At 66.9% G+C, this 22,683-nt stretch carries 23 protein-coding genes; 12 read left to right on the plus strand and 11 right to left on the minus strand.

What is annotated here, in order from left to right:
* The first annotated feature begins 41 nt into the window (after positions 1–41).
* Positions 42–1,163, plus strand: a complete 1,122-nt coding sequence (locus tag B5X90_RS06240) for an NAD(P)/FAD-dependent oxidoreductase (RefSeq protein ID WP_079551002.1) — start codon at positions 42–44, stop codon at positions 1,161–1,163.
* A 90-nt stretch (positions 1,164–1,253) separates the two neighbouring features.
* Here B5X90_RS06240 and B5X90_RS06245 read toward each other — a convergent pair whose 3' ends face one another.
* Positions 1,254–1,844 carry a hypothetical protein gene (locus tag B5X90_RS06245; RefSeq protein WP_079551004.1) on the minus strand — a complete coding sequence of 197 codons (591 nt, stop codon included), beginning with the start codon at positions 1,842–1,844 and terminating at the stop codon, positions 1,254–1,256.
* A 263-nt stretch (positions 1,845–2,107) separates the two neighbouring features.
* Here B5X90_RS06245 and B5X90_RS06250 point away from each other — a divergent pair, with 263 nt between their 5' ends.
* The 5 genes from B5X90_RS06250 to B5X90_RS06270 all read left to right on the plus strand — a co-directional run bounded on the left by B5X90_RS06250 (position 2,108) and on the right by B5X90_RS06270 (position 5,747).
* On the plus strand, positions 2,108–2,518 hold the full coding sequence (locus B5X90_RS06250; RefSeq protein ID WP_018775502.1) for a TOBE domain-containing protein: 411 nt from the start codon (positions 2,108–2,110) through the stop codon (positions 2,516–2,518).
* A complete protein-coding gene (gene modA, locus B5X90_RS06255; protein ID WP_079551006.1) occupies positions 2,515–3,342 on the plus strand; it encodes a molybdate ABC transporter substrate-binding protein in 828 nt (275 codons plus the stop codon). Before B5X90_RS06250 ends, modA begins: the two co-directional genes overlap by 4 nt.
* 5 nt (positions 3,343–3,347) lie before the next feature.
* Positions 3,348–4,169 (plus strand): ABC transporter permease, encoded by an 822-nt coding sequence (locus tag B5X90_RS06260; protein ID WP_079551008.1) that lies wholly within the window; start codon positions 3,348–3,350, stop codon positions 4,167–4,169.
* Positions 4,166–5,215 carry a sulfate/molybdate ABC transporter ATP-binding protein gene (locus B5X90_RS06265; protein WP_079551010.1) on the plus strand — a complete coding sequence of 350 codons (1,050 nt, stop codon included), beginning with the start codon at positions 4,166–4,168 and terminating at the stop codon, positions 5,213–5,215. The genes B5X90_RS06260 and B5X90_RS06265 overlap by 4 nt, the downstream gene beginning before the upstream one ends.
* 85 nt (positions 5,216–5,300) lie before the next feature.
* Positions 5,301–5,747 carry an SRPBCC domain-containing protein gene (locus tag B5X90_RS06270; protein WP_079551013.1) on the plus strand — a complete coding sequence of 149 codons (447 nt, stop codon included), beginning with the start codon at positions 5,301–5,303 and terminating at the stop codon, positions 5,745–5,747.
* 31 nt (positions 5,748–5,778) lie between these two features.
* On the opposite strand, the gene B5X90_RS06275 is transcribed toward B5X90_RS06270, so the two are convergent.
* The 6 genes from B5X90_RS06275 to B5X90_RS06300 form a co-directional block, all read right to left on the minus strand.
* The gene (locus tag B5X90_RS06275; RefSeq protein ID WP_079551015.1) at positions 5,779–6,939 is read right to left on the minus strand and encodes a glycerate kinase; all 1,161 of its coding nucleotides are present in this window, start codon (positions 6,937–6,939) and stop codon (positions 5,779–5,781) included.
* A 1-nt stretch (position 6,940) separates the two neighbouring features.
* The gene (gene dctA / locus B5X90_RS06280) at positions 6,941–8,416 is read right to left on the minus strand and encodes a C4-dicarboxylate transporter DctA (protein WP_079551017.1); all 1,476 of its coding nucleotides are present in this window, start codon (positions 8,414–8,416) and stop codon (positions 6,941–6,943) included.
* Positions 8,417–8,585: 169 nt separating this feature from the next.
* A complete protein-coding gene (locus tag B5X90_RS06285; RefSeq protein WP_079551019.1) occupies positions 8,586–9,683 on the minus strand; it encodes a tartrate dehydrogenase in 1,098 nt (365 codons plus the stop codon).
* A 116-nt stretch (positions 9,684–9,799) separates the two neighbouring features.
* Positions 9,800–10,732, minus strand: coding sequence for a LysR family transcriptional regulator (locus B5X90_RS06290; protein ID WP_079551208.1), 933 nt, complete (start codon positions 10,730–10,732; stop codon positions 9,800–9,802).
* A 203-nt stretch (positions 10,733–10,935) separates the two neighbouring features.
* Complete coding sequence (locus B5X90_RS06295; RefSeq protein WP_079551021.1) at positions 10,936–11,508, minus strand: MOSC domain-containing protein; 573 nt, start codon at positions 11,506–11,508, stop codon at positions 10,936–10,938.
* Between the two features lie 177 nt (positions 11,509–11,685).
* Positions 11,686–12,699, minus strand: coding sequence for a medium chain dehydrogenase/reductase family protein (locus B5X90_RS06300; protein WP_256860084.1), 1,014 nt, complete (start codon positions 12,697–12,699; stop codon positions 11,686–11,688).
* 240 nt (positions 12,700–12,939) lie between these two features.
* Between B5X90_RS06300 and B5X90_RS06305 the strand changes: the two genes are divergently transcribed.
* Complete coding sequence (locus tag B5X90_RS06305; protein ID WP_143264663.1) at positions 12,940–13,542, plus strand: DUF6308 family protein; 603 nt, start codon at positions 12,940–12,942, stop codon at positions 13,540–13,542.
* A 99-nt stretch (positions 13,543–13,641) separates the two neighbouring features.
* Here the strand turns inward: B5X90_RS06305 and B5X90_RS06310 are convergent, their stop codons facing one another.
* Positions 13,642–14,733, minus strand: a complete 1,092-nt coding sequence (locus tag B5X90_RS06310) for a type I restriction endonuclease (RefSeq protein WP_079551025.1) — start codon at positions 14,731–14,733, stop codon at positions 13,642–13,644.
* Positions 14,734–14,909: 176 nt separating this feature from the next.
* Between B5X90_RS06310 and B5X90_RS06315 the strand changes: the two genes are divergently transcribed.
* From B5X90_RS06315 to B5X90_RS06325, 3 genes are all read left to right on the plus strand, one after another.
* Positions 14,910–15,329: an ArsR/SmtB family transcription factor gene (locus tag B5X90_RS06315; RefSeq protein ID WP_079551027.1), complete on the plus strand. Its 420-nt coding sequence runs from the start codon at positions 14,910–14,912 to the stop codon at positions 15,327–15,329.
* Positions 15,330–15,348: 19 nt separating this feature from the next.
* Positions 15,349–15,846, plus strand: a complete 498-nt coding sequence (locus B5X90_RS06320) for an SRPBCC family protein (RefSeq protein WP_079551030.1) — start codon at positions 15,349–15,351, stop codon at positions 15,844–15,846.
* An 88-nt stretch (positions 15,847–15,934) separates the two neighbouring features.
* Positions 15,935–16,723: an alpha/beta fold hydrolase gene (locus tag B5X90_RS06325; RefSeq protein ID WP_079551032.1), complete on the plus strand. Its 789-nt coding sequence runs from the start codon at positions 15,935–15,937 to the stop codon at positions 16,721–16,723.
* Between the two features lie 6 nt (positions 16,724–16,729).
* Here B5X90_RS06325 and B5X90_RS06330 read toward each other — a convergent pair whose 3' ends face one another.
* On the minus strand, positions 16,730–17,497 hold the full coding sequence (locus B5X90_RS06330) for a TetR/AcrR family transcriptional regulator (RefSeq protein WP_079551034.1): 768 nt from the start codon (positions 17,495–17,497) through the stop codon (positions 16,730–16,732).
* A 133-nt stretch (positions 17,498–17,630) separates the two neighbouring features.
* Here B5X90_RS06330 and B5X90_RS06335 point away from each other — a divergent pair, with 133 nt between their 5' ends.
* Together B5X90_RS06335 and B5X90_RS06340 are read left to right on the plus strand one after the other, a co-directional pair.
* Positions 17,631–18,455, plus strand: a complete 825-nt coding sequence (locus B5X90_RS06335; RefSeq protein WP_079551036.1) for a DUF2306 domain-containing protein — start codon at positions 17,631–17,633, stop codon at positions 18,453–18,455.
* Entirely contained in the window at positions 18,452–18,991 is a 540-nt protein-coding gene (locus tag B5X90_RS06340; RefSeq protein WP_079551038.1) for a DinB family protein, read from the plus strand. The genes B5X90_RS06335 and B5X90_RS06340 overlap by 4 nt, the downstream gene beginning before the upstream one ends.
* 108 nt (positions 18,992–19,099) lie before the next feature.
* On the opposite strand, the gene B5X90_RS06345 is transcribed toward B5X90_RS06340, so the two are convergent.
* Together B5X90_RS06345 and B5X90_RS06350 are read right to left on the minus strand one after the other, a co-directional pair.
* The gene (locus tag B5X90_RS06345; RefSeq protein WP_079551212.1) at positions 19,100–20,827 is read right to left on the minus strand and encodes a thiamine pyrophosphate-dependent enzyme; all 1,728 of its coding nucleotides are present in this window, start codon (positions 20,825–20,827) and stop codon (positions 19,100–19,102) included.
* Positions 20,828–21,134: 307 nt separating this feature from the next.
* Positions 21,135–22,649 (minus strand): amino acid permease, encoded by a 1,515-nt coding sequence (locus B5X90_RS06350; RefSeq protein WP_079551041.1) that lies wholly within the window; start codon positions 22,647–22,649, stop codon positions 21,135–21,137.
* Positions 22,650–22,683 lie beyond the last annotated feature (34 nt).

Genomic DNA, 22,683 nt, shown 5'->3' on the forward strand with positions numbered 1-22,683 from the left:
GCGGGCACCCCCGTCACCTCTACTTAAGAAAAGGCAGACCCATGTCCTCCACGCCCTCAACCAAGCGCGTCGCCATCATCGGCGGCGGCATCCTCGGCGTCTCCACCGCCGTCCACCTGCTCCGCGACGGCGCCACCGTCACCCTCCTGACCGAACACGGCCTGGCCAGCGAGGCCACCGGCCGCTCGCTCTCCTGGCTGAACTCCGCCGGAGAACGGTCCACGCCGTACCACCAGCTACGGGTCGCCGGCGTGGACCGTTACCGCACCCTCTTCGCCGCGGACCCCGGCCGGGACTGGCTGCAGTTCGGCGGTGGCCTCATGTGGAATCCCGCCGGCCAGGAAGCCGCCACGGAAGCCCGCCACCACTACGAGAAATCCATCGGCTATGACTCGAAGCTGCTGACACCCGCACAGGTCTCCTCGGCCACCCCCGGCATCGATCCGGATGCCGTTCCGGAGAACGCCATCTTCAACCCCGGCGAGGGCTGGGTCAGCCTGCCCGATCTGGTGGACTTCCTGATGGAAGAGTTCCACGCCCTGGGCGGTGAACTCGTACTCAACGCCGGCAAGGTGTCCGTGACGGTCGACGGCGGCCGGGCCACCGGCGTCGAGACGGCCGCAGGCGAAACCTACGAGGCTGACGCTGTCCTCGTGGCGTGCGGTGCCGCAACTCCCGCCGTCGTCGCGCCCCTCGGCGTCGAGATCCCCAACGGATCCCCGGTCTCCATGCTGGTCCTGACCAAACCCGTCGAGCACGAGCTGAAGGCCGTGCTGAACACCCCCAGGGCCGCCGTCCGGCCCAACCCCGGAAACACCCTCGCCCTGGACCACGACTGGTATGAAGGGCACATCACCGAACACGCTGACGGCTCCTTCAGCATCCCCGATGACGTGGTCCAGGAGCTCGCCGATGAAGCATCCAAGCTCATCGCCGGCAACCCCGACGTCAAACCGTCCTCCTGGAAGATCGGCTACAAGCCCATCCCGGGCGACGGCGAACCGGTCCTCGGCGAACTCGGCCAGGTGCCCGGCTGCTTCGTGGCCTTCACCCACTCGGGGGCCACGCTCGGCCTCATCGCAGGCGAACTTCTCGCGGGCGAGATCATGACCGGCACGAAGCACCCGATGCTGGCCACCTTCCGGCCGGGACGCTTCTCCTAGCCAGAGCCCACGGCTGCCAGGCAGGCAGGGACGGCGTTCACCGGCCCTGCCTGCCTAAGGCCCCGTCCTGCTCCGGTACCGGGCTTCGGGCTACTGACTGGGGGAGGGGCTGGGGCTGGGAGACCCGGTCCCGGATGGGGCAGTGGTGTTCCCGGGCAGCGTGGGTGACGGGCTGCCGGAGGCAGTCCCGGATCCGGGCGTCGCGGGCATGTACGACTGGTATTCGGGCAACGTGGAGTCGAGGACCGGAAGCTGCACCTCGGCCGACTTGCCTGTGGAGTCCTCGCTCACCCGGACCGTGACCAGGGACCCGGGGGCTCCCGTGGTGGGGTCCAGCATCATGGCCGGAGGTTGGGCCAGGGACGTTTCGCCGTTGGCCTTGACCGGAATCGACACCGTCGGTCCGGAGGCGCCGGAGATGGTGACAACCGTGTCCGTGGCGGACGTGTTGAATAGGGTGCCCATGATCCGTCCGGGCTGGTCCGCTCCGTGGGAGAGGACGAGCATGTCCGCCAGCTTTATCGGACCGACCACGGTGTGGATCCCGTTGGTCGCCGGCGTGATCTTGGTGGTTTCCGCGGGGTTGTCGGAGGAGCAGCCGGTTCCGGTCAGCAGCAACACCCCCAGCGTGAGGGCGGCGATCGCAGATCTGAATCCTGCCAGCAGGGTGGTAGGTGCCACGGCCGGCTCCTCTCGGCAGAAGCTGTCCGGTCACCTCCGATTATCGTCCCGGGCGGCAGTAAAATCGACCCGCCGTCGCCCCTGGCGGCCACCCCGGCGGGCAGCCACCCAGCCGTCGTGCCACCGGCCGGCCCGAAATGCGGCTTGAGTTCGACGATCCAGGGGCCGGACCCGGCTGCGCCCCGGCGGCCTCCAAACAAGGATTCCTACTAATTTGCGGATAGGAATGCCCATAATTGCCGCAAATAGGTGATTATGGAGTCATGCCGAAAATCCGCATCTCCGAAGCAGCACGTTTTCTCGGGGTCAGTGACGACACCGTCCGGCGCTGGACCGAGAACGGGATCCTGACCCCGGTCAAGGATGACTCCGGCCGGCTGGCCGTGGACGGCCTGGAACTTGCCCACCTGGCCCGCGACCAGGCCCAGCTTCCCGATGACCCCACCAAGGTAGGCCGCTCCGCCCGCAACCGGTTCGTCGGCCTGGTCACGGGCATCACTGCTGACAAAGTCATGGCACAGGTTGAGCTGCAGTGCGGGCCCTTCCGCGTCGTGTCCCTGATGAGCAGCGAAGCCGTCCGGGAACTGGGCCTGGAGCTCGGATCCGTCGCGACCGCCGTGGTCAAAGCCACCACCGTCATCATCGAAACGCCCCACGGAAAGAGCATCATATGAGGACTGCCCGCAAGCACGTCACCGCACTGCTGGTGGCCGGCGCGGTAGCCTGCGTCCTGGCCGCGGGCCTGGCCGGCTGTGCCGCCGGCACAGCCGGAACCGCCTCCAACTCCGGCGCCGGCGCCGGGGCCAGTGAGACTCCCACGCTGTCCGGAGCGATTACCGTTTACGCAGCGGCCTCGCTGAAATCGACCTTCACCAAGCTGGCCAGCGATTTCGAGGCGAAGAACCCCGGCACCAAAATCACTTTGAACTTTGCCGGCTCCTCGGACCTCGTCACGCAGATCACCCAAGGCGCCCCGGCCGACGTCTTTGCCTCCGCCGACACCAAGAACATGGCCAAGCTGACCGATGCGAAACTCATCGACGGCGCCCCTGCCGACTTCGCCACGAACGTCCTGGAGATCGCGGTGCCGCCGTCCAACCCGGCATCGATCAGCTCCTTCGCCGACCTCGCCAAACCGGGCGTGAAGGTGGTGGTCTGCGCCCCGCAGGTTCCCTGCGGCGCCGCGGCCGAGACCGTCGAAAAAGCCACCGGCACCACCCTGGCGCCGGTCAGCGAGGAATCGTCCGTCACGGATGTCCTGGGCAAGGTCATCTCGGGTGAGGCCGACGCCGGGCTGGTCTATGTCACGGACGTCAAGAACGCCGGAGACAAGGTCAAGGGCATCCCCTTCGCCGAGGCGGACCAGGCCGTGAACACCTACCCGATCGCCAGCGTCGGCACCAGCAAGAACAAGGAGCTCGCCGCTGCCTTCATTGCCGCGGTCACCGGCAGCGAGGGCAAGACAGTCCTGAGCGACGCCGGATTCGGCACCCCGTAATCGGCATGCACAGGCGCAGCGGCACCGGTTACACGGGCATCCCGGCATGGATATACGCCATCGCGGCAGCAGGGGCACTCTTCGTCCTGCTGCCGTTGCTGGCGATGGTGGCCAGGGTCAACTGGTCCCAGTTCATCCCGCTGGTCACCTCCGAATCCTCCCTCACCGCGCTCGGCCTGAGCCTGCGCACCTCCGCGGCGAGCACCGCCTCCTGCATCGTCCTCGGCGTGCCGCTCGCACTCATCCTGGCGCGGAGCCCGTTCCCGGGCCAGCGCCTGCTCCGGGCCTTCGTCCTGCTGCCGCTGGTCCTGCCTCCCGTGGTGGGCGGCATTGCCCTGCTTTACACCTTCGGCCGCCAAGGGCTCCTCGGCAAGAGCCTGGAACTGGCCGGACTCCAGATCGCCTTCTCCACCACCGCCGTCGTCCTCGCCCAGACGTACGTTGCCCTGCCGTTCCTGGTGGTCAGCCTCGAAGGCGCCCTGCGCACCGCCGGCAACAAGTACGAGGCGGTCGCCGCGACGCTCGGGGCCAGACCGAGCACGGTGCTGCGGCGGGTGACCATCCCGCTGGTGCTCCCCGGCCTGGCCTCCGGCGCCGTGCTGTCCTTCGCCCGCAGCCTGGGCGAATTCGGTGCCACCCTGACCTTCGCCGGCAGCCTGCAGGGCGTCACCCGCACCCTCCCGCTGGAGATCTATTTGCAACGCGAAACTGACGCCGACGCCGCCGTCGCGCTCTCCCTCCTCCTGGTCGCCGTGGCGGTGGCCGTCGTCGGGCTCTCCTACCGGCGCCCGCGCCTCGGCGTTGCACCGGAAGGGGCATTCCGGTGACCTTTCAGCTGGACGCAACCCTGGCCGCACGGGGCTTCGAGGTCTCCCTCAGCCTCGGACCGGCCGAGACAATCGCTATCCTCGGGCCCAACGGGGCCGGTAAATCGACGCTCCTCTCGATTATCTCCGGCCTGCTGCGCCCCGACGGCGGCAAGGCCATGATCGGCGAAAAAGTCCTCTTCGACCTGAGCGCGGACGCCAACATCTGGCGCGCCCCGCACACCCGGGGCACGGCACTCCTAGCCCAGGAAGCCCTCCTGTTTCCACACCTCAGCGCATTGGACAACGTCGCGTTCGGGCCGCGCAGCGCCGGCGCCTCCAGCGCCGAGGCCCGTGAAACGGCCATGCACTGGCTCGCCGAAGTCGACGCCGACTCCCTCGCCTCGCGGCGCCCCGGACAGCTCTCCGGCGGACAGGCCCAGCGGGTGGCCGTGGCCCGCGCCCTCGCCGCCGACCCCGACCTGCTGCTTCTCGACGAGCCCATGGCCGCGCTCGACATCCACGCCGCCCCGCTGCTCCGCCGGCTCCTCAAGCGCGTCCTCGCCGGCCGCCGGGCCATCATCATCACCCACGACATCCTCGACGCCCTCATGCTGGCCGACAGGGTGATCGTCCTCGAGGACGGCCGGATCACCGAACAGGGCCCCACCCGCGAAGTCCTGGAAAAACCGCGCAGCCGGTTCGCCGCCGGACTGGCCGGGCTGAACCTGGTGGCCGGCACCGTCAGCGACGCCGGGGTGACCACCGCCCAGGGCATGGTCGTCGCGGGCCACCAGGACGAGTCCGTCGAGCCCGGGCAGGACGGCGTAGCGGTCTTTCCGCCCTCGGCGGTATCGGTGTTCCTCACCGAAGAGCACGGCAGCCCGCGAAACTCCTTCCAGGTGATCATCACGGACCTGGAGCCCCACGGCGATCAGATCCGTGTCCGTGCCGGTCGACTCTCCGCCGACATCACCCCGGCCGCGTCGGCCGACCTCGGCCTCATCCCCGGAATGAGTGTCTACTTCGTCATCAAGGCCGCCGCCATCGCGATCTACCCGGCCTAGGGAGCTTCCGGACGTTCCGCCTCGCGGAGTAGTCTCGGTGCCGGGCGCTGCCGGCGCCGAGCGACTCCGCGAGGAAAGGAAAACTATGCCTGGAATGTATGTGGCGACCTCGACCATCACCATCGAGGCGCCCGCGAGCCGAGTATGGTCCGTGATCACCGATCCCGATGCCGCCAAGGAGTTCATGTTCGGCACCGAACTCGTGACCGACTGGACCGTCGGCGGACCCATCCTGTGGCGGGGCACCTGGGACGGCAAGGAATACGAGGACAGGGGCAGCATCCTCGAGTTTGAACCCGCACGGCGGCTGGTTGTCACGCACTTCAGCCCGTTGAGCGGCCAGGAGGATGCGCCGGAGAACTACCACACGCTGACCTGGACGCTCGAGGACCGGGCCGGTGCCACGCAACTCACCCTCGCCCAGGACAACAACGCCACTGCCGGGGACGCCGACCACTCCAAGGGCATGTGGGACAGCCTGGTAAAGAGCGTGAAGGCGATCGCCGAGCGGGAAGAGCCAGGGCGGGATTAGGCAGTACGACGGGGCCAGATTTCGCTGGCGCCTACAGCAGGCTTGCCGCGATGTCCCTCCCGATCCTCTGCAGCAGGGCGGCGGATAGCCCGGGGTCTTTGGAGGAGTCCTGGTCGGTGTACTCGGCCAGGGTGTAGACCCGGGTGAGCGCCAGTTCGGACCACCTTTCCCGGGGGAGGAGGGAACGGCCGGCCACCGCGATGATCGGGCGGGTTCCGGACCTCCGGGCGACGGCGGCGGGAAGTTTGCCGGCGAGGGTCTGTTCGTCGATGCTGCCTTCGCCGGTGATGACGACGTCGCAACTGTCCCTGCGGTTGTTGAAATCGAGCAGGTCCAGGAAGTAGTCGGCGCCCGAGACCTGCTTGGCGCCCAGCAGCAGGCAGGCGAAGCCGATCCCGCCGGCGCTTCCGGCGCCCTCGCGCCCCGCAAGTTCGGCGGCGTCCTCAAATCCGGCGTCCGTCAACGTGGCGACGAGGTGCGCCAGCCCGTGCTCCAGCGCCGCAATGTCCTGCGGTCCGGCGCCCTTTTGGGGGCCGAAAACCGCGGGCGCGCCGTCCGGCCCGAGCAGGGGATTGTGGACGTCGCTGGCGACCACGAGTTCCGTACCGTCCAGTTCCGGGACCCTGGTCCGGCGGATGGTGTGGATCTGCGCCAGCGACTTTCCGCTGCCGTCGAGCTGCCGGCCGCCGGCGTCGTGGAAGCCGTAGCCCAGGGCGGTGAGCATGCCCATGCCGCCGTCGGTGCTGGCACTTCCGCCCAGCGCCAGGACGACCCTTGCCGGGTTGAGACTGAGAGCGTACAGGATCGCCTCCCCAAAGCCCCGGCTGGAGGCCCTCAAGGGTTCCAGCTGGCCCGCCGGCAGGAGCGCCAGGCCGCAGGTGTTGGCGACCTCGACGACGGCGGTGGTGCCGTCGAACGCGATGCCGGCCGGGACGGGCTGGCCGGTGGGCCCGGTGACGGTGTGGCGGTGCCGGGTGAAGCCGGCGGCGACGGCGGCGTCCACACTGCCGTCCCCGCCGTCGGCCAGCGGCAGCAGCTCGCAGTGAACCGCTCCGGCCCCGCCGGTGGAGGCGGCTCCGGCGCGGAGCCCTGCGGCCAGGGCATCGGCCACCTCGCCGGCCGTGAGGCTGCCTTTGAACTTGTCCGGTGCGATGAGGGTCCGCACGGTTTTCGGGGCGGTGGTGTTGAACATGTCAGATGGTTTCCGAGTAGGCGGGGCGGCGGTTGTCCTTGGCCGTCGCATCGGCGTTGGCGGGTTCTGTGCGCTCCGGGTTGTTGTCCGGGTGCGTGTGGTGGCCGTATTCGATCAGGTCATCGTCGATGTCGCCGAACCCGTCCGGGAGGATCGGATCCTCGCTGGGCAGGGGCTCAACAGTTTCGCCGTTGAAGACGCGGCGGACACGGTCCGCGTCCAGGGTGTGGTCCCACCAGGCGATGAACAAGGTGGCGACGGCGTTGCCGGTGAAGTTCACCAGGGCCCGGCACTCGGACATGAACTTGTCGATGCCGAAGATGAGCATTATGCCGGCGGCAGGGATGGTGCCGAGCGTGGCCAGGGTGGCGGTCAGGGCGATGAAGCCGCCGCCGGCGACGCCTGCCGCGCCCTTGGAGGTGAGCAGCATGACGGCGATGAGGCCCAGTTGCTGGCCGATGGTCAGGTTGGTGTTGGTGGCCTGGGCGATGTAGACGGCGGCCAGCGAAAGGTAGATGGCGGCGCCGTCGAGGTTGAAGCTGTAGCCCGTGGGGACCACGAGCCCGACAGTCTCCTTCTTCACACCGGCGTGCTCGAGCTTGCGCATCAGGCCCGGCAGGGCCGGTTCGGCAGTGGAGGTGCCCAGGATGAGCAGGTACTCCTCTTTGAGGTGGCGGATCATCTTGAAGATGTTCAGCTTCAGGAAGGCCATGACGGACCCGAGGACCACGACGACAAACAGGATCGAGGTGGCGTAGAAGAGCGCAATCAGCCCGCCCATGCTGGAGAGGGAGGAGACGCCGTACTTGCCGACGGCGAAGGCCATCGCGCCGAACGCGCCCAGCGGGGCGGCCTTCAGGATGAAGCCCAGGATTTTGAACATCACCCCGGTGAGGCGCTGGACGCCGTCCAGGACGGGCGCTCCGACCTTGCCCATGGCGTTCAGGGCGACGCCGAAGATCACGGCGATGAAGATGATCTGGAGGATGTCGCCCTCGACGAAGGGCGCGACGACGCTGGTGGGGATGATGTGGGTCAGGAATTGCCACCATTCCTGGTGGGCGCCGGCGTCGATGAGTTTGGCCGCGGAGTCCGTCGTCTTGATCGCGCTGGCGTTCGCGCTGACGCCGTCGCCGAGGCGGAACATGTTGATGGCGACCAGGCCAAAGAGCAGGGCAAAGATCGTACCGATCTGGAAATACGTCAGGGCCTTCAGCCCGGTCATGCCGACCTTCTTCAGATCCGCGACGCTGGCGATGCCGCCGACGATGGTCAGGAACACGATCGGGCCGATCAGCATTCTCATGGCGTTGACGAAGGTGGTGCCGATCGGTTCCATGGCGATGCCAGTGGCCGGGGCCAGCCAGCCCACCAGAATGCCGAGGACGATGCCGGTCAGCACCCAGAAGTACAGCTGCCTGTACCAGCGTTTTTTGGGGGCCGGGATTTCCGTGCCCGCGGTGGTGATGTGTCCCATGATTCCTACCTCATTGTGGAATGTTTCTGGAGATGCTTTAAGTGTGGGGGTGTGCACGGGGCGGGTGCCAGTTGGGCGCAGGCGCCCCGTGCGGTGTGTAGCGTTCGACGGCGGCCGCGCGGCCGGCGTCGTCCGTTTCAGTGCCGTTGTCCGTTCCAGTGCGCCTGCGCTAGACGGCCGCCAGGGTGCGGGCCAGGGCCTCGATGATGGCGTCGGTGACAGCCCCGGTGGTGGCGTCGCCGCCGACGTCGCGGGTCAGGTGGCCGGCGCCGGTTGCCTCTTCGATGGCGGCCTCGACGCGGCGGGCTTCCTCGTGCAGGCCGAAGTGGTCCAGCATCAGGGCTGCGCTGGCAATCGCGCCGATCGGGTTGCTGATGCCCTTGCCCGCGATGTCCGGGGCCGAGCCGTGCACCGGCTCGAACATGGACGGGAAGCGGCGCTCGGGGTTCAGGTTTGCGCTGGCTGCCAGGCCGAGGCTGCCGGCCAGGGCCGAGCCAAGGTCGGAGAGGATGTCGGCGTTCAGGTTGGAGGCGACGACGACGGAGAGGTCTTCCGGGTGCAGGATGAACTTGGCGCTCATCGCGTCAACCAGCACGCTCTCGGTGGCGACATCCGGGTAGTCCAGGGCAACACGCTGGAAAGTTTCGTCCCAGAGGACCATGCCGTACTGCTGGGCGTTGGACTTGGTGACGGAGGAGACCTTCTTCACCGTGCGGGTCCGGGCGAGATCGAACGCGAAGCGCATGATGCGCTCGCAGCCCTTCTCGGTGAACAGCGCGGTCTGCAGGGCGACCTCGTTGCCCGGGCCGCGGCCGCTGAGGTTCCGCCCGCCGAGGCCGGCGTACTCGCCTTCACTGTTTTCGCGGACCACAATCCAGTCGAGCTCGGTGGTGTCGGCCTTGCGCAGCGGGGACTGGACGCCCGGGAGGAACTTCACCGGACGGATGTTGGCCCACTGGTCAAAGTTCTGGGTGATATTCAGGCGCAGGCCCCAGAGGCTGATGTGGTCCGGGACGTTCTCCCAGCCGACGGCGCCGAAGTAGATGGCGTCGAAGTCCTTGAGGGTGTCCAGTCCGTCGGGGTCCATCATCTGGCCGGTCCTGGCGTAGTACTCGCAGCCCCACGGGAACTCGGTCCATTCGAAGGCGAACTTGCCGCCGGAATTCTGCGCCAGGGCGTCCAGGACCCGGCGTCCGGCGGAGACGACCTCTTTGCCGACCCCGTCTGCGGGGATTGAAGCGATGCTGAATTTCCGGGTGGCGCTCATGTGCCTACCTCCTCGTTGAGTGTGTTAGCAGCGTCACACTGCCTTCCTCTTCAAGTAGACGGGCCGGCACCACATGCCGTCCAAGACCAAGATCCGATCCGCTAGATAGGTTCAGCCTATTGATGGTGCGCCGGGGGAGGCGTTTCTGTCCTCCCTGGCGGAGGCGGGGCCGCGTGCAGCCGCGCCACCGCCAGGAAGGACCGGGCCGCGGGGGTCAGGTCGTCCCTCCGGCTGAGGACGGCAACATCCAGGTATGACACGGGTTCGATCAGCAGCGTCCGCAGCCCCGATTTGTGGGCCAGTGGCGCCCACGATGACGGCATCACGGCGTGGCCGACCCCGGCCAGGACCAGTGGCAGGATCGAGGTCCGGTGGGCGACCTCGACGATGATTTCGGCGTCGATCCCCCGCGCCAGTGCGTCGTCCACAAGCCAGCGCATCAGCGAACCGCGCTGGCTCGCGACCAGACGGTGGCCGGCCAGCTCCTCGCGTTGAATGGTTGTTGCGGCGCCAAACGTATCGGACTGGGGATTGACGAGAAGGATCAGCGGCTGGCGATCGAGCTCCAGCACCTCAACGCCGGGAACCTTGATGGGCGTCGGGGACCCTGCCAGCCCGATCTCCGTGCTGCCGCTTCGGACAGACTCGATGACGTCCTCCGGAGTGAAGGCGGCGCTGACATTGAGTCTGACCAAGGGATGCGCGCGGGTGAAGGCGGCGATCATCGAGGACAGGGGCTCGATCCCGGGTGAGGGCATCGTGACGATGTCCAGCCGTCCGCTGCGCAGCCCACGCACCGACTGCACCGCGGACTGCGCCGCATCGAGGTTGCGCATCACGAGCCGGGCCGGCCCGATCAGCTCCTGGCCCGCCTCGGTGAGCACCGCCCGCCGCCCGATCCGGTGGAAGAGCGGCACGCCCAGCTCCTTCTCGAGGGCGGCGATGGTCTGCGAGAGCGATGGCTGGGCGATGAGGAGGTGCTCCGCGGCCCGGCTGAACCCGTCGTGGTCAACAACAGCCAGAAAATACTTCAGCTTTCGGGTGTCCACGCTGGCTCCTTCACCGGTTTTGCGCTTGACGGTTGCCATGGGTCCGCCTGATCGATGAGTCCGAGCCTATTTCCTGCCGAAGGTCCGGAGGAGCATTTGTTCCAGATCCGCGGCAAAGAATTTGATGGCCGCTCGGCGTCGTCCGCGCCGCTCCACGCGTCCCCGGCGCTCGCCGTTGTCGGCGCGCTACGGCAACCGGGACGCTACGGCAGCCGGGACGGGCGCAGCAGCGTCGGGACGCCGGCCTGCCCGGGGTCGAGCGGGACGGGGCTGACCAGCACGGCCGGGCCGCGGCTCAGGAAGCCGGTCGAAAGCGGTTGGCAGCGCACCCCTCCCCGGCCGCGCATGGCGGCGTGCGCGCCCGGGGCAAGCATCCGGTCCATCCACGCGCAGGGGTGGGCTGGCCGTCCGGCCCGGAGCCGGACCACGTTCTCCCTCGATTCGAGCGCGAACTCTTCGCCGAGCAGGGGAGCGAGGTGGGCGCCCCGGAGGACCACGTTGCGCCGGGTCAGGAGCGGGTCAAACGGGCAGGCTCCCAGCTCCTCGGCCATCGCCTCGAGGGCCTCGATCGCGAGGAGGGTAACGGCGGCGTCCATGTGCGCGGCCTTGCCGAAGAACCGGTCGCCGACGATGCCCTTGCCGGCCACCAGTTCGACCTGGTCCGCGTCCGTCGTGGGGACCTGCGCCGCACCGTCGCGGGCGCGGCCGAAGTAGGCGTGCGCCGGCGAGACGACGAGGTGCAGAATCTCGACGTCGTACCTGTAGCTTGCCGTCATGCCCTAAAACTATCCTCCCTCGTGGGGTTGGGGCGCGCCGATGGTCCCGGGTGCGGCGGCCGTCGCACGAACTCGCCGGAAACGTGCGGACTCGCCGTAACCTTGCGGCGAGTCCGCACGCTAACCGCGAACTCGGCGGAGCCCTGCGTGAAGTGCCGCGGCGACGACCCTAGCGGATCAGGGTACGAGCACGATCTTCCCTTTCGCCGCGGTGCTCCCCAGCAGCTCATGGGCGCGACGAACGTCCGAAAGCGGCAGGCGCTCGGCCACCACCGGATGAATCTCGCCGCGGCGAAGCATCTCGAGCAGCGCAAAGAAGTCTGCCCTGAACCAGTCCTGGTGGTGGATGCGCAGCTTCTGGATCCTGTAGGACAACACTTTTCGGTGGGGTGACAGCCAGCCCCAGAGGGCGACGCTCCCTGTTGCCGCGTACCAGGCGATCACGCCCGGCCAGTTCTTGCGGCCCTGCGCGATGGTGGCGTAGCGGCCAAACACGACGAGCCGACCGCCGGGCCGCAGTGCGCGGAAGGAGCGCAACGACAACGGACCGCCGATCCCGTCGAGGGCAATGTCTACGCCGTCGCCGGTGAGCCCGCGCACTCGGGCCAGGAAATCCTCGTTCTGATAGTCGATCGCCACCGCGCCCAGCCGCTCCACTGCGGCACGGTCCCGGCCGGCGGCGGTCCCGTAGAGGCGGAGGCGCGCCAGTGCTCCGAGCTCGAGGATAGCGGCGCCAACCCTGCCTGCCGCGCCATGAACCAGAACGCTCTCCCCGGGCTTCGCCTGGGCCGTCCGGTGCAGCAGTTGGTAGGCGGTCATGTAGGGGAAGACGAGGCTCACGACCTCGGCCGGGTCGAGTTCCTCAGGCACATCCACCGCATATGCCTCCGGCACACAGACGCGCTCGGCGTTGGCGCCCCACACCGTCAGTGCGCCGATGCGGTCGCCGACCCGTACCCGCGAGCAACCCGCCCCGAGCTCATCAACGATGCCGACGAGCTCGTAGCCGGGCGTGAACGGCGGCTTCGGTCCGCCGAGGTAGGTACCGGCGCGCAGCTGGGCGTCGGTGAAAGAGACCCCCGAAGCCAGGACCCTGACGCGGACTTCGCCCTGGCCGGGCCGTGGATCGTCGACCTCCACCACCTGCAGGACCTCGGGGCCGCCGAAGCGGTCGATCACCACACGCTTCATGGGCCCACTCTACGCTCGGCACACGCTCCGCACACCGGCCTCTCTCCGCCCGGTACTGGGGGCCGGGCGGGGTCGTTTCCCGACCCATTGACACCCCCGAGCAGCATTCCCAAGGCACCTCGGCGCGGCGTAATGCTTGGCAGTTCTGGAAGCCCTTATGGTTCAGCAATTGGCGCGGGCCAAAAGCCATGACGATCTTGATGAAAAGAGCAGCCTATGTCGCCCAGGAGTTTGGCGTCTTTGAAGCCCACAGCACGGGCAAAGTTGGAGACCTACACGGACCCTGCCAACCACTACTCGTTCCGAACATATGACCGCCAAAGCGAGGTAGATGCGCCATTGACTGCGGCAGATGTACTGTCGGCCAACTTGCTCAGCCTCAAGCTCGGTTGGAGGGACGCGATCCCCATGTTCGCCGACGGTGACGGCCCGGAGCAGCGGTTGCGTGTGGCACTCGACGCGGCTCTCGAAGAACTTCGAGACGCCAAAGCCTTCGAGTCATATGAGTCGGTGGAGGCGCTGGAACAGGCGGTCGTCAGTCTCTCCGCGGCTAACGCCGCCACCGAAGGAGTCAATAATTGGACACCGGTCACTGTTTCGAAGGTACTCCACCGACGCCGTCCCCAGATAGTGCCCCTCAATGACTCAATCGTTCGGAAGTTCTACGACGTCACGATGGAACAATCAGCGACTCTGCGGGCCTCACTCTGGCACGACGTCCGCGACAACGAGGACTGGCTCGGGCCGCTGGCCTCCACCACGACGACCTCCGACGGACGGCAGTTGAGTCTGCTCCGGCTCGCAGACATTCTCATATGGATGGACGGGATGAGCCGGAACTAGCGCAGTCCTGGCGAGAGGACGGCGGCGGGATCATCCGGCGTCGTCCTCTCGCGTTCAAACTTGGGCGCGACCAGCTAGTCTCTTCCTTCTAAAGGATGCTCACAGGTAGCTCTTGACGCTCTCGCGCAGGGCTTCGGTGTGCTCGTAGATTTCCTCGAGGGAGTTGATGGGTACCCGCGTTTCCTCTTTGTCGGCACCGAAAAGCCCGATGTACTTCTGCGTGCGGTTGAAGTGGAGACGCGCGATCGGCTTGCGGTTGTTGTCGTCGAGCAACACGGCGAAGTAAGACTTGGCATCGCGCTGGGACACTCGCGCAGGCTTCACCTCGCTGCAGACAATGGCGCGAACAATTTGGTAGCCCTCGATTTCCTCCAGGGTTGTCTCAATGCCGTCAGCTTCCGCGAGATCCGCCTCCGCCACCGGGGCGCTGGTGACACTTGCCGCGGCTGCTGCCTCGTCGTTCTGTGGGAAGTTCGGTGCCCCCAGCGCCTTCTTCAGCCGCTCATTGACCTGGTCATTAAGGAACTGCTTGGAGGCCTTGGCAACTAGCGTGGTGAACTGCTCGCGAACCTTCTGCGTGTAAGCGCCCGGATAAACGCGGCCGGTCAGGAACTTGACCCATTCATCCTCAGGCTCCTTGAACTGCGCGGCCAGGGTCCTCTTCAATTCCCCGATGTACTTCAGCTCACCTGCTGCGTTGATGATGGAGTCCAGATCGAAGACGTCCTTGGACAACTTCTGCAGTTCAGGGATGAGCGTCTCGTCTATGTCATTCAGATCCAAAACCAAGAAGGGCTTCGCGTCCATCCTGTTTGGTGCGTCGAGATCGGTGAAGAATTGGTAGACCTCCCCGTTAGTAAGGATCGCAATCCGCGCGTTGGTCACTGCAAAGTATCGGAACAGCTGGGAAGCATGCTCAATCTTTACCGGCTCTGCGGACTTCTTGCATTCGATCAGGATTTGAACTTCGCCGTCTTTGACAATGGCATAGTCGATCTTCTCGCCCTTCTTAAGGCCTACATCCGCGATGAACTCGGGTACGACTTCCAACGGATTGAAGACGTCATAACCCAGGATGGTGGAAATGAAGGGCATGACGAAGGCATTCTTCGTCGCTTCTTCGGTCTGAATAACATCTCTCTGCTGGCGCACCTTTGCTGCCAGTGCTGAGAGCTTTTCTGCAAATTCCATACGTCCCCCTGAAGAAGAATGATTGTTCCGTCAATTTAGCGCAGCCCTAGGACATCGGCGCGCATCTGACGGCGGCGATGTCGAGGCGTCCAACGGCCTTAGTTGCCCATCGGGGTCCCTGGGGACCTTTCCCGACCCATTGACACCCCCGAGCAGCCGGACTATTCTACAACCAAATGGTTGTAGATCAGCTCCGAACCCAGCTCAACGACGACGAACTCGACCGCCTTTTCCAAGCGTTCGCCGACGCGACCCGCAGGGACATCGTGCGCCGGGTGACAGTGGGCGAGTACTCGGTTTCCGGGCTCGCTGCCCTCTACGCCATGAGTTTTGCGGCCGTCCAGAAGCATGTGGCGGTGCTGGAACGCGCTTCCCTTGTCTCGAAGGAGAAGCGGGGAAGGGAGCAGATCGTGCGGGCCAACCACGACGGCCTGCAGCGGGCCCGCCGGCTGTTGGACGACTACGAGGTCATCTGGCGGCAGCGGGCGGAGCGGATTGCGGACCTGCTTGCCGAAACGGCCGCCCCCGAATCAGGCAACACAGGCCAGCAAGGCAACACGCAGCACAAACCAGCAAGGCAGGAACCAACAAGCTGAAGGTCAGGAAGGGTTCGTCATGACGGTTATCAGTTCAGTCAAGAATCTCGAGGCGCTGAGCCTCACCGTGGTCGCCGAGTTCGACGCCGGAGTGGAGCGAGTCTGGCAAATCTGGGAAGACCCGCGCCAGCTCGAGCGCTGGTGGGGCCCGCCCACCTGGCCGGCCACGTTCGAGAAGCACGAGTTCGTCCCGGGCGGCGAGGCCAGCTATTACATGACGGGACCCGAGGGGGAGAAGGCCCGGGGCTGGTGGCGGTTCGTGACCATTAACGCCCCGCACCGACTGGAGTTCGATGACGGTTTCGCGGACGACAACGGCGACCCCGTGACCGACATGGGCACCATTCACGGTGTTGTGACGCTGGAGCCAATCGGCGGACGCACCCGAATGACCATCCTGTCTACCTTCGAGGCCGAGGAACAGATGGAGCAGATTGTCGCCATGGGCATGGAAGAAGGCATGAAGGGGGCACTCGGCCAGGTCGACGCGATCCTCGCCGAGTCCGTCAACGCCTGACCTGTAACGCAAGACGACGGCGGCGGGAATCTGCCGCCGTCGTCCTTTGGCCCTATCCAGCCCGGCGTTGGCGGCGGTAACATGCCGTGTGACTTTCACCCACGGTTACGCGGCGAACGGCGACCTCCGCATGTACTACGAGGTCCATGGTCACCCGCGGGCCGGCGAGCCCCCGCTGTTGCTGATTCCCGGCGGAGGCTCGAGCATCGAGACCAACTTCGCCGGCCTCATCCCCGCGCTGCTGGCCGAGAGCCTGCAGGTGATCGCCGTCGAAGAGGAAGGCCACGGCCGGACCGCGGCTGCCGCCCGGCCGCTCACCGCCGAAAACTCAGCCGGGGACGTCAAGGCCGTGCTCGATGAGCTCAACGTGGACTCCGTGGATGTGCTCGGGTTCAGCGCCGGGGGCCACACCGCGCTGGCGCTGGCCATGAGGCATCCGTCCATGGTGCGGTGCCTGATTGCCGCCTCCACCTTCGCCAGCCGCGACGCTGTGGGCGATGAATTCTGGGAGGGGATGGAAAAGGCAACCCTCGATGACATGCCGGAGGTGTACCGGGACGCGGACCGCCGGCTCAACCCGGAGCCCGGACACCTCGAGCAGATGTTCGAACTGGACCGCCAACGGATCCTGACCTTCCCAGGTTGGCCGGACGAGGACCTGCGCCGCATCACGGCCCGCACCCTGGTGCTGAGCGCCGACCGCGACGTCGTCAGCGCCGAACACGCCGTGCGGATGTCACGGGTCATTCCCGGGGCGCGCCTGATGATCGTGCCCGGTACACACGGCGATTATTTGGGCGAGCTGGCCGCGAGCGGGGGCGACCTGCGGGCCATGCGGACTACTCTCCCGTACCTGCTGCGGTTCCTGGAGGAGTAGGGCCGGTCAGGGCCTTGCCGGCGTCGAGGTCTGTGCTGGACTGGTGTTTGCCGGACTGGTCTGTGCTGGACTGGAGGTCCAGTGCTGCCGGTGCAGCCGCTCGAAGCCGCCCAGAAGCAGATCCAGGGCGAACTCGAACTCGAACTGGTCATCGCACCCCTGGCCCACCACGGAGTCCTGGTGCGCAGAGGCGGCGGCGACCTTCAGGATGTTCGGATACCGCTCGGCCATCTCCCGGAACATGGCCGCCTGCGCCTCCGGCGGAAGGGCGGCCAGCGCCGCGGCGTTCCCGCCGGCGGGGTCGTCGAAGAGCTCCTGGGTGAACCCCCACATGCGGCTGCCGAGGGTGTGCATGACGTGATGGGTCAGGTCCACGGAGAAGCCTCCGGCCAGGAACATGCCGATGAACGAGTCCATGTAGCCAAGGACCGCTGGCGTCTTATTCGTGCGCGATTCCAGCACTTGCCGGGCCCACGGATGCCGCAGCAGCGCCCTCCGCGCCGAGAGCACCCTCAGGCGCACGGCGTCCTTCCAGCCGGCGTCGCGGACGGGAGGATCGATCTCGCTGACAAGGGCGTCCACCATGCCGTCGAGGAGTTCCTCCTTGTTGGCCACGTGCTTGTAGAGCGCCATCGGCACGACGCCGAGTTCCTGCGCCAGCCGGCGCATGCTCAGCGCCTCGATCCCCACCTGATCGGCCAGCACGACGGCGGCGGTCAGGACACGGTCCCGGCTCAACGGGATCCGGCGCGTGCGCTCCGCTTGCTGGGTCATCCGGCCACCCTTCCCTAACGGTTCCCTCTTGACAAGTGTACGCCGTACACCTAACGTGGCCGCATCAGGTGTACACCGTACACCGTCGGCCCATGTACCGCCGCCGCCAGCCATCCCAGCCAAGGACCACTCCGTGACAACACACGCCAGCAGCGCCCCCGTCCCCCGTGTCCGCCACCGCCCCCAGTGGCTGGTACCCGCCGGATTGATCCTTCTCAGCCTCATTCCGGTGATCGCGGGTGCAGCGCGGCTGACGGAACTGACCGGCGGTGCCGCCATCACCGCCCAGAACGCCCGGTTCTTCGCCTCGCCCGTGCCCGCGGTGACGCACATCCTCAGTGTCACCACCTACAGCCTGCTAGGGGCGTTCCAGTTCCTACCCGCGCTGCGGGGCCGCCGCGGCTGGCACCGGGTCGCCGGCCGCATCCTCGCGCCGGCGGGCCTGCTGGCGGCCCTATCCGGCTTGTGGATGGCCGTCTTCTATCCGCTGCCGCCCGGGGACGGTCCGGCGCTGTTGGTGCTGCGGCTGGTCTTCGGCTCGGCCATGGCGGCGAGTATTGTCCTGGGAGTCGTGGCGGTTGCGCGCCGGGACTTTGTACGGCACAGCGCGTGGATGACCCGCGGCTACGCGATCGGCGTCGCCGCGGGAACGCAGGCGCTGACGGGGCTGCCGTGGATTCTGCTAGTGGGTCCGCCCGACGAGCCGACCCGGGCGGTGCTCCTGGGGGCAGCCTGGGTGATCAACCTTGCGGTGGCCGAGTACGTCATCCACCGGCGCGCCAGGCGGACCGTGCGCGCCAGGCGCACCGTGCGGGTGCCCGCCGTCGTCCCCGCCGCTGTCCCGGGCCCAGCCGCCGTCGTCGAAGTCGCCGGAAACGTGCCGGATCGCCGTACTTTTCCGGCGAAGCGGACGGTTTCCGGCGACGTGGAGGCCGGGCGGCTAGACTCACGCGCATGACAATTGTGGACGATCAGGGCCGCCCGGAGCCTCCCCTCGCCTCCGACGAAACCGCGACCCTCCTGGGATTCCTGGACTACCAGCGGGCCACGCTGGCGTGGAAATGCGCCGGGCTGGACGCGGCCGGCTTTGTGGCCACTACCGCTGCCTCGTCGATGACACTCGGCGGGCTCCTGAAGCACATGGCCTATGTGGAGAGCGAATGGTTCTCCCGGTCCCTGCACGCCCGGGACCGGGAGGCCCCGTTTGCCGGGGTGGATTGGAAGACCGACCCGGACTGGGAGTGGCATTCCGCCGCCGGGGACACCCCGGACCAGCTGCGCACCCTGTGGCAGGACGCCGTGGACCGGTCCCGGGCCAGCGTCACGGAGGCCCTCGCCGCCGGCGGCCTGGACCAATTGGCCCGGCGCCCGTGGCCGGACGGTTCGGCACCGAGCCTGCGCTGGATCCTGTGCCACATGATCGAGGAGTATGCCCGGCACAACGGTCACGCCGACCTGCTCCGCGAGGCCGTGGACGGCGAAACGGGGGAGTAGCCGCCCTGAGACGCCCCTCCAGCCGCCCGTTGCGCTATCAGTCATGGCGGTTATGAACGCCGAATGACGACCAGGGCCGATAGCGCAACCAATGTTGGCAGGGCGGATCTAGTAGGCCTTGACCCGCTGTTCGACGACGAGGTGGACCAGGGCGAAGACGCGGTCCCGGTCGATGGCCTGCAATGCCGCCTCGAGCGCGTCCGGCACGTCCTTATCCTCGGTGACGGTGATGCCGAAACCGCCGAACGCCCGGGCCATCATGCCGAAATTGGGGTTCTTCAGCTGCGTGCCCGACACCCGGGAGGGGTAGTGGCGTTCCTGGTGGGTGCGGATGGTGCCGTACTCCTGGTTGTCCATCACAATGATCAGCGGCGTGGCTCCGTACTGGGCGGCGGTGGCGAGCTCCTGGCCGTTCATGAGGAATTCCCCGTCGCCGGCGATGGTCACCACCCGGCGCTCGGGGCTGGCCAGTGAGGCGGCGATGGCCGAGGGCACCGAGTACCCCATGGAACCGTTCCGGGCGCTGATCATCGAGGCGTAGCGCCGGGTGGGGAAGTAGCGGTGCGCCCAGTTGGTGTGCTCGCCCGCCCCGAATGTCACGAGGGCATCTTCCGGCAGCAGGGGGACGAGGTTCGCCATCAGGGTGTCCATCTTCGCGGGCCCTTCGCCAGGGCTCGACGGCGGCAGGCTGGCGAAGGAGCGCTGCTCGGCGCGCATCCGGGCCGTCCACGCCTTCCACTCCTGACTGACGGGCAGGTCGATGTTGACCAGATCCCGGACGAAGGCGTCCGGCTTGGCCAGGATCTGGCGGGAGACCGGACCGGAGCGGCCGCGCAGCGAGGGATCGATGGTGACGAGGAAGTTGTTCTTGTTCCAGTCCTGCCGGCAGACAAAGCCGTCCGTGATCACGTCCCCGGGGACCGTCCCGACAAAGACGAGCAGGTCGGTTTCCTCGAGGAGGTCGTAGGTGGGGCGGGGCCGGCCGTAGCCGATCGGCCCCACATAGCTGGGGGAGTCGAAGGAGACGGTTCCCTGCGTGCGCCACTCCGCCGCGGCCGGGATGTGGTGCTTTTCGAGCCAGCCGGTCAGCTCCGAGGCCGCTTCCTGGGTCCAGTCGTTGCCGCCGGTGACAAAGAGCGGCTTCTTCGACTGTGCCAGGGCCTCGGCCAGGGCACCGGCATCGGTGCTGCTCATGCCGCCCCCGGCCACCGGGATGGCCGGATGCAGGGCCGGATCAATGGGCACCCGGATGATGTCCTCCGGCAGGCCCACCACCACGGGCCCGGGACGGCCGCTCATGGCCGCGAACATTGCCTCCGCGACAATTTCGGAGGCCCGCTCGGGGTGGTCGAGGACCATCACGCGTTTGGCGCCGGTGTCGAACCACGCCTTGATGTCGAACTCCTGGAACGCCTCGCGGTCCCGGTGCGCGAACGGAATCAGTCCGACGAAGAGCAGCATCGGGGTGGAGTCCTGCCACGCGGTGTGCAGGCCCACGTGGGCGTTCGCTGCCCCGGGGCCGCGGGTGACCATGGCGACTCCGGGGCGCTGGTTCATCTTGCCGTCGGCCTCGGCCATGTAGGCGGCGCCGCCCTCGTGCCGGCAGACCACGGTCTCGATCTCAGAGTCGTGCAGCCCGTCAAGCACGTCCAGGAAGCTTTCCCCCGGAACAACAAACGTGCGTTCCACCCCGTGCGCCACGAGCGAATCAACAATCACGTGGCCGGCGGACTTCAGGGCCGTGCTGCTGTCGAGGCTGTCCAGGATAGCGGCTGGGACAGTCTCAAGGGGATTGATGGTGTCGCCTTCAACTGGGTGCGTATCGGTTGCGGTCATGGTGGATGCAGACTCCGTTTTCATCACTACTTGTCTTCTTAGGTTGGGCTGGGTTGGGTTCACTGAATTCGGCGGATCCGTTGGTGCTGCCTAGTCGGTTTCCGGTCCGGTACAGAAGAAGCAGCCGTCTTCGCAACTGTCGTTCGACGCCGGCGGGTTGCCTTCGTTTGCGGCTGGCGGGTGGCGCTCCTGCAGAGTGCCGGGGCGGGCGTGACTCAGCGGGTTTTGTGGCTTCATGGAGGCTTTCAGGTTGTAGGTCGGGTTGGGGGACAGGTCGGCGCCCGAATGTTCGATGAGCGAGGTTCGATCAGTGGATTGGAGTCCGGTTGGCCAGCACGGGCGCGGCGCCCGTGAAACCGTCGCGGGTTTCGGCGATGTCGTGGATCTGTTTCCGGCAGGCGTACCAGCCGCCTACCATCAGCGCGCAGGCTACCAGGGTCACCAGCAGCGTGAGCGGGGAGTCGATGAAGACCATGACGAGCACGCCGAGCAGGAACACCAGGGAGAGGTACCCGGTGTAGGGGGCGCCGAACATCCGGAAAGAGGGGCGCTCGAGCCAGCCTCTGTCTGCCCACCGTTTGAGCTGGATCTGGCAGAGCACGATGGTCGCCCAGGTGATGACGATGCCTACGGAGGCGACGTTCAGGACGATCTCGAATGCCTGGCCGGGGACCAGGTAGTTCAGCGGGACCCCGAGGAGGGAGACGCCGGCGGTGATGGCGATGCCGCCGTAGGGGACGCCGGCCTTGTTCATCCGCTGGGCGAACTTCGGGGCCGATCCGGCCACCGACATGGAACGCAGGATGCGGCCGGTGGAGTACAGGCCGGCGTTCAGCGAGGACAGGGCGGCCGTGAGGACCACGAGGTTCATGATGACGTCCACGCCCTGGATGCCGATGGATCCGAAGAACGTCACAAACGGGCTGACGCCTTTTTCGTACGAGGTGTAAGGCAGCAGCAGGGCGAGCAGAATGACCGAGCCGACGTAGAAGACGGCGATGCGGAAAACTACGGAGTTGATGGCCTTGGGCATGATCCTTTCGGGGTTTTCGGTTTCGCCGGCAGCGGTGCCGATCAGTTCGATCGAGGCGTAGGCGAACAGCACCCCCTGCATGAGGACGATCATGGGCAGCAGGCCGTTGGGGAAGATGCCGCCGTTGTCGGAGAGGAGGCTGAAGCCGACTTCCTGGCCGTCCACGGGGGTGCCGAACATGACGAAGTAGGCGCCGACCAGCAGGAACGCGACAAGGGCTGCGACTTTGATGAGGGCGAACCAGAACTCGAGTTCGCCGAACACCTTGACGGAGGCGAGGTTGAGGCAGAGGACCACGATGAGGGCGATCAGCGCCCACGCCCACTGCGGTACGGCCCCCATCCAGGGGATGTATTTGCCGAAGAAGTTCATGTAGAGGGCCGCGGCGGTGATGTCCACAACGGTGGTGGTGGCCCAGTTGATCCAATAGAACCAGCCGGAGACGAACGCGGCTTTCTCTCCGTAGAATTCGCGGGCGTAGGACACGAACGATCCGGACGAGGGCCGGTGCAGCACCAGTTCTCCCAGGGCGCGCAGGATGAGAAACGCGAAGAAGCCGCAGACGGCGTAAGCGATGACCAGCGACGGGCCGGCCGCGTTGAGCCGGCCGCCGGCGCCCAGGAACAGGCCGGTTCCGATGGCGCCGCCGATCGCGATCATCTGGATCTGCCGGGGCTTCAGGCTTTTGTGGTAGCCCGAGTCCTCCGCGTGGATCGTGGCATCCGAAGCGTGGGCGTGGCCTCCATCGGCCTGGTACAAACCAACCTCGTCATTGGGGTTGTTGGACATGGGTGATCCTTTCGATCTGTCAGAGATCTAAATG

Origin of the sequence: Arthrobacter sp. 49Tsu3.1M3, assembly GCF_900168135.1 — a bacterium.
Taxonomy (GTDB): Bacteria; Actinomycetota; Actinomycetes; order Actinomycetales; family Micrococcaceae; genus Arthrobacter.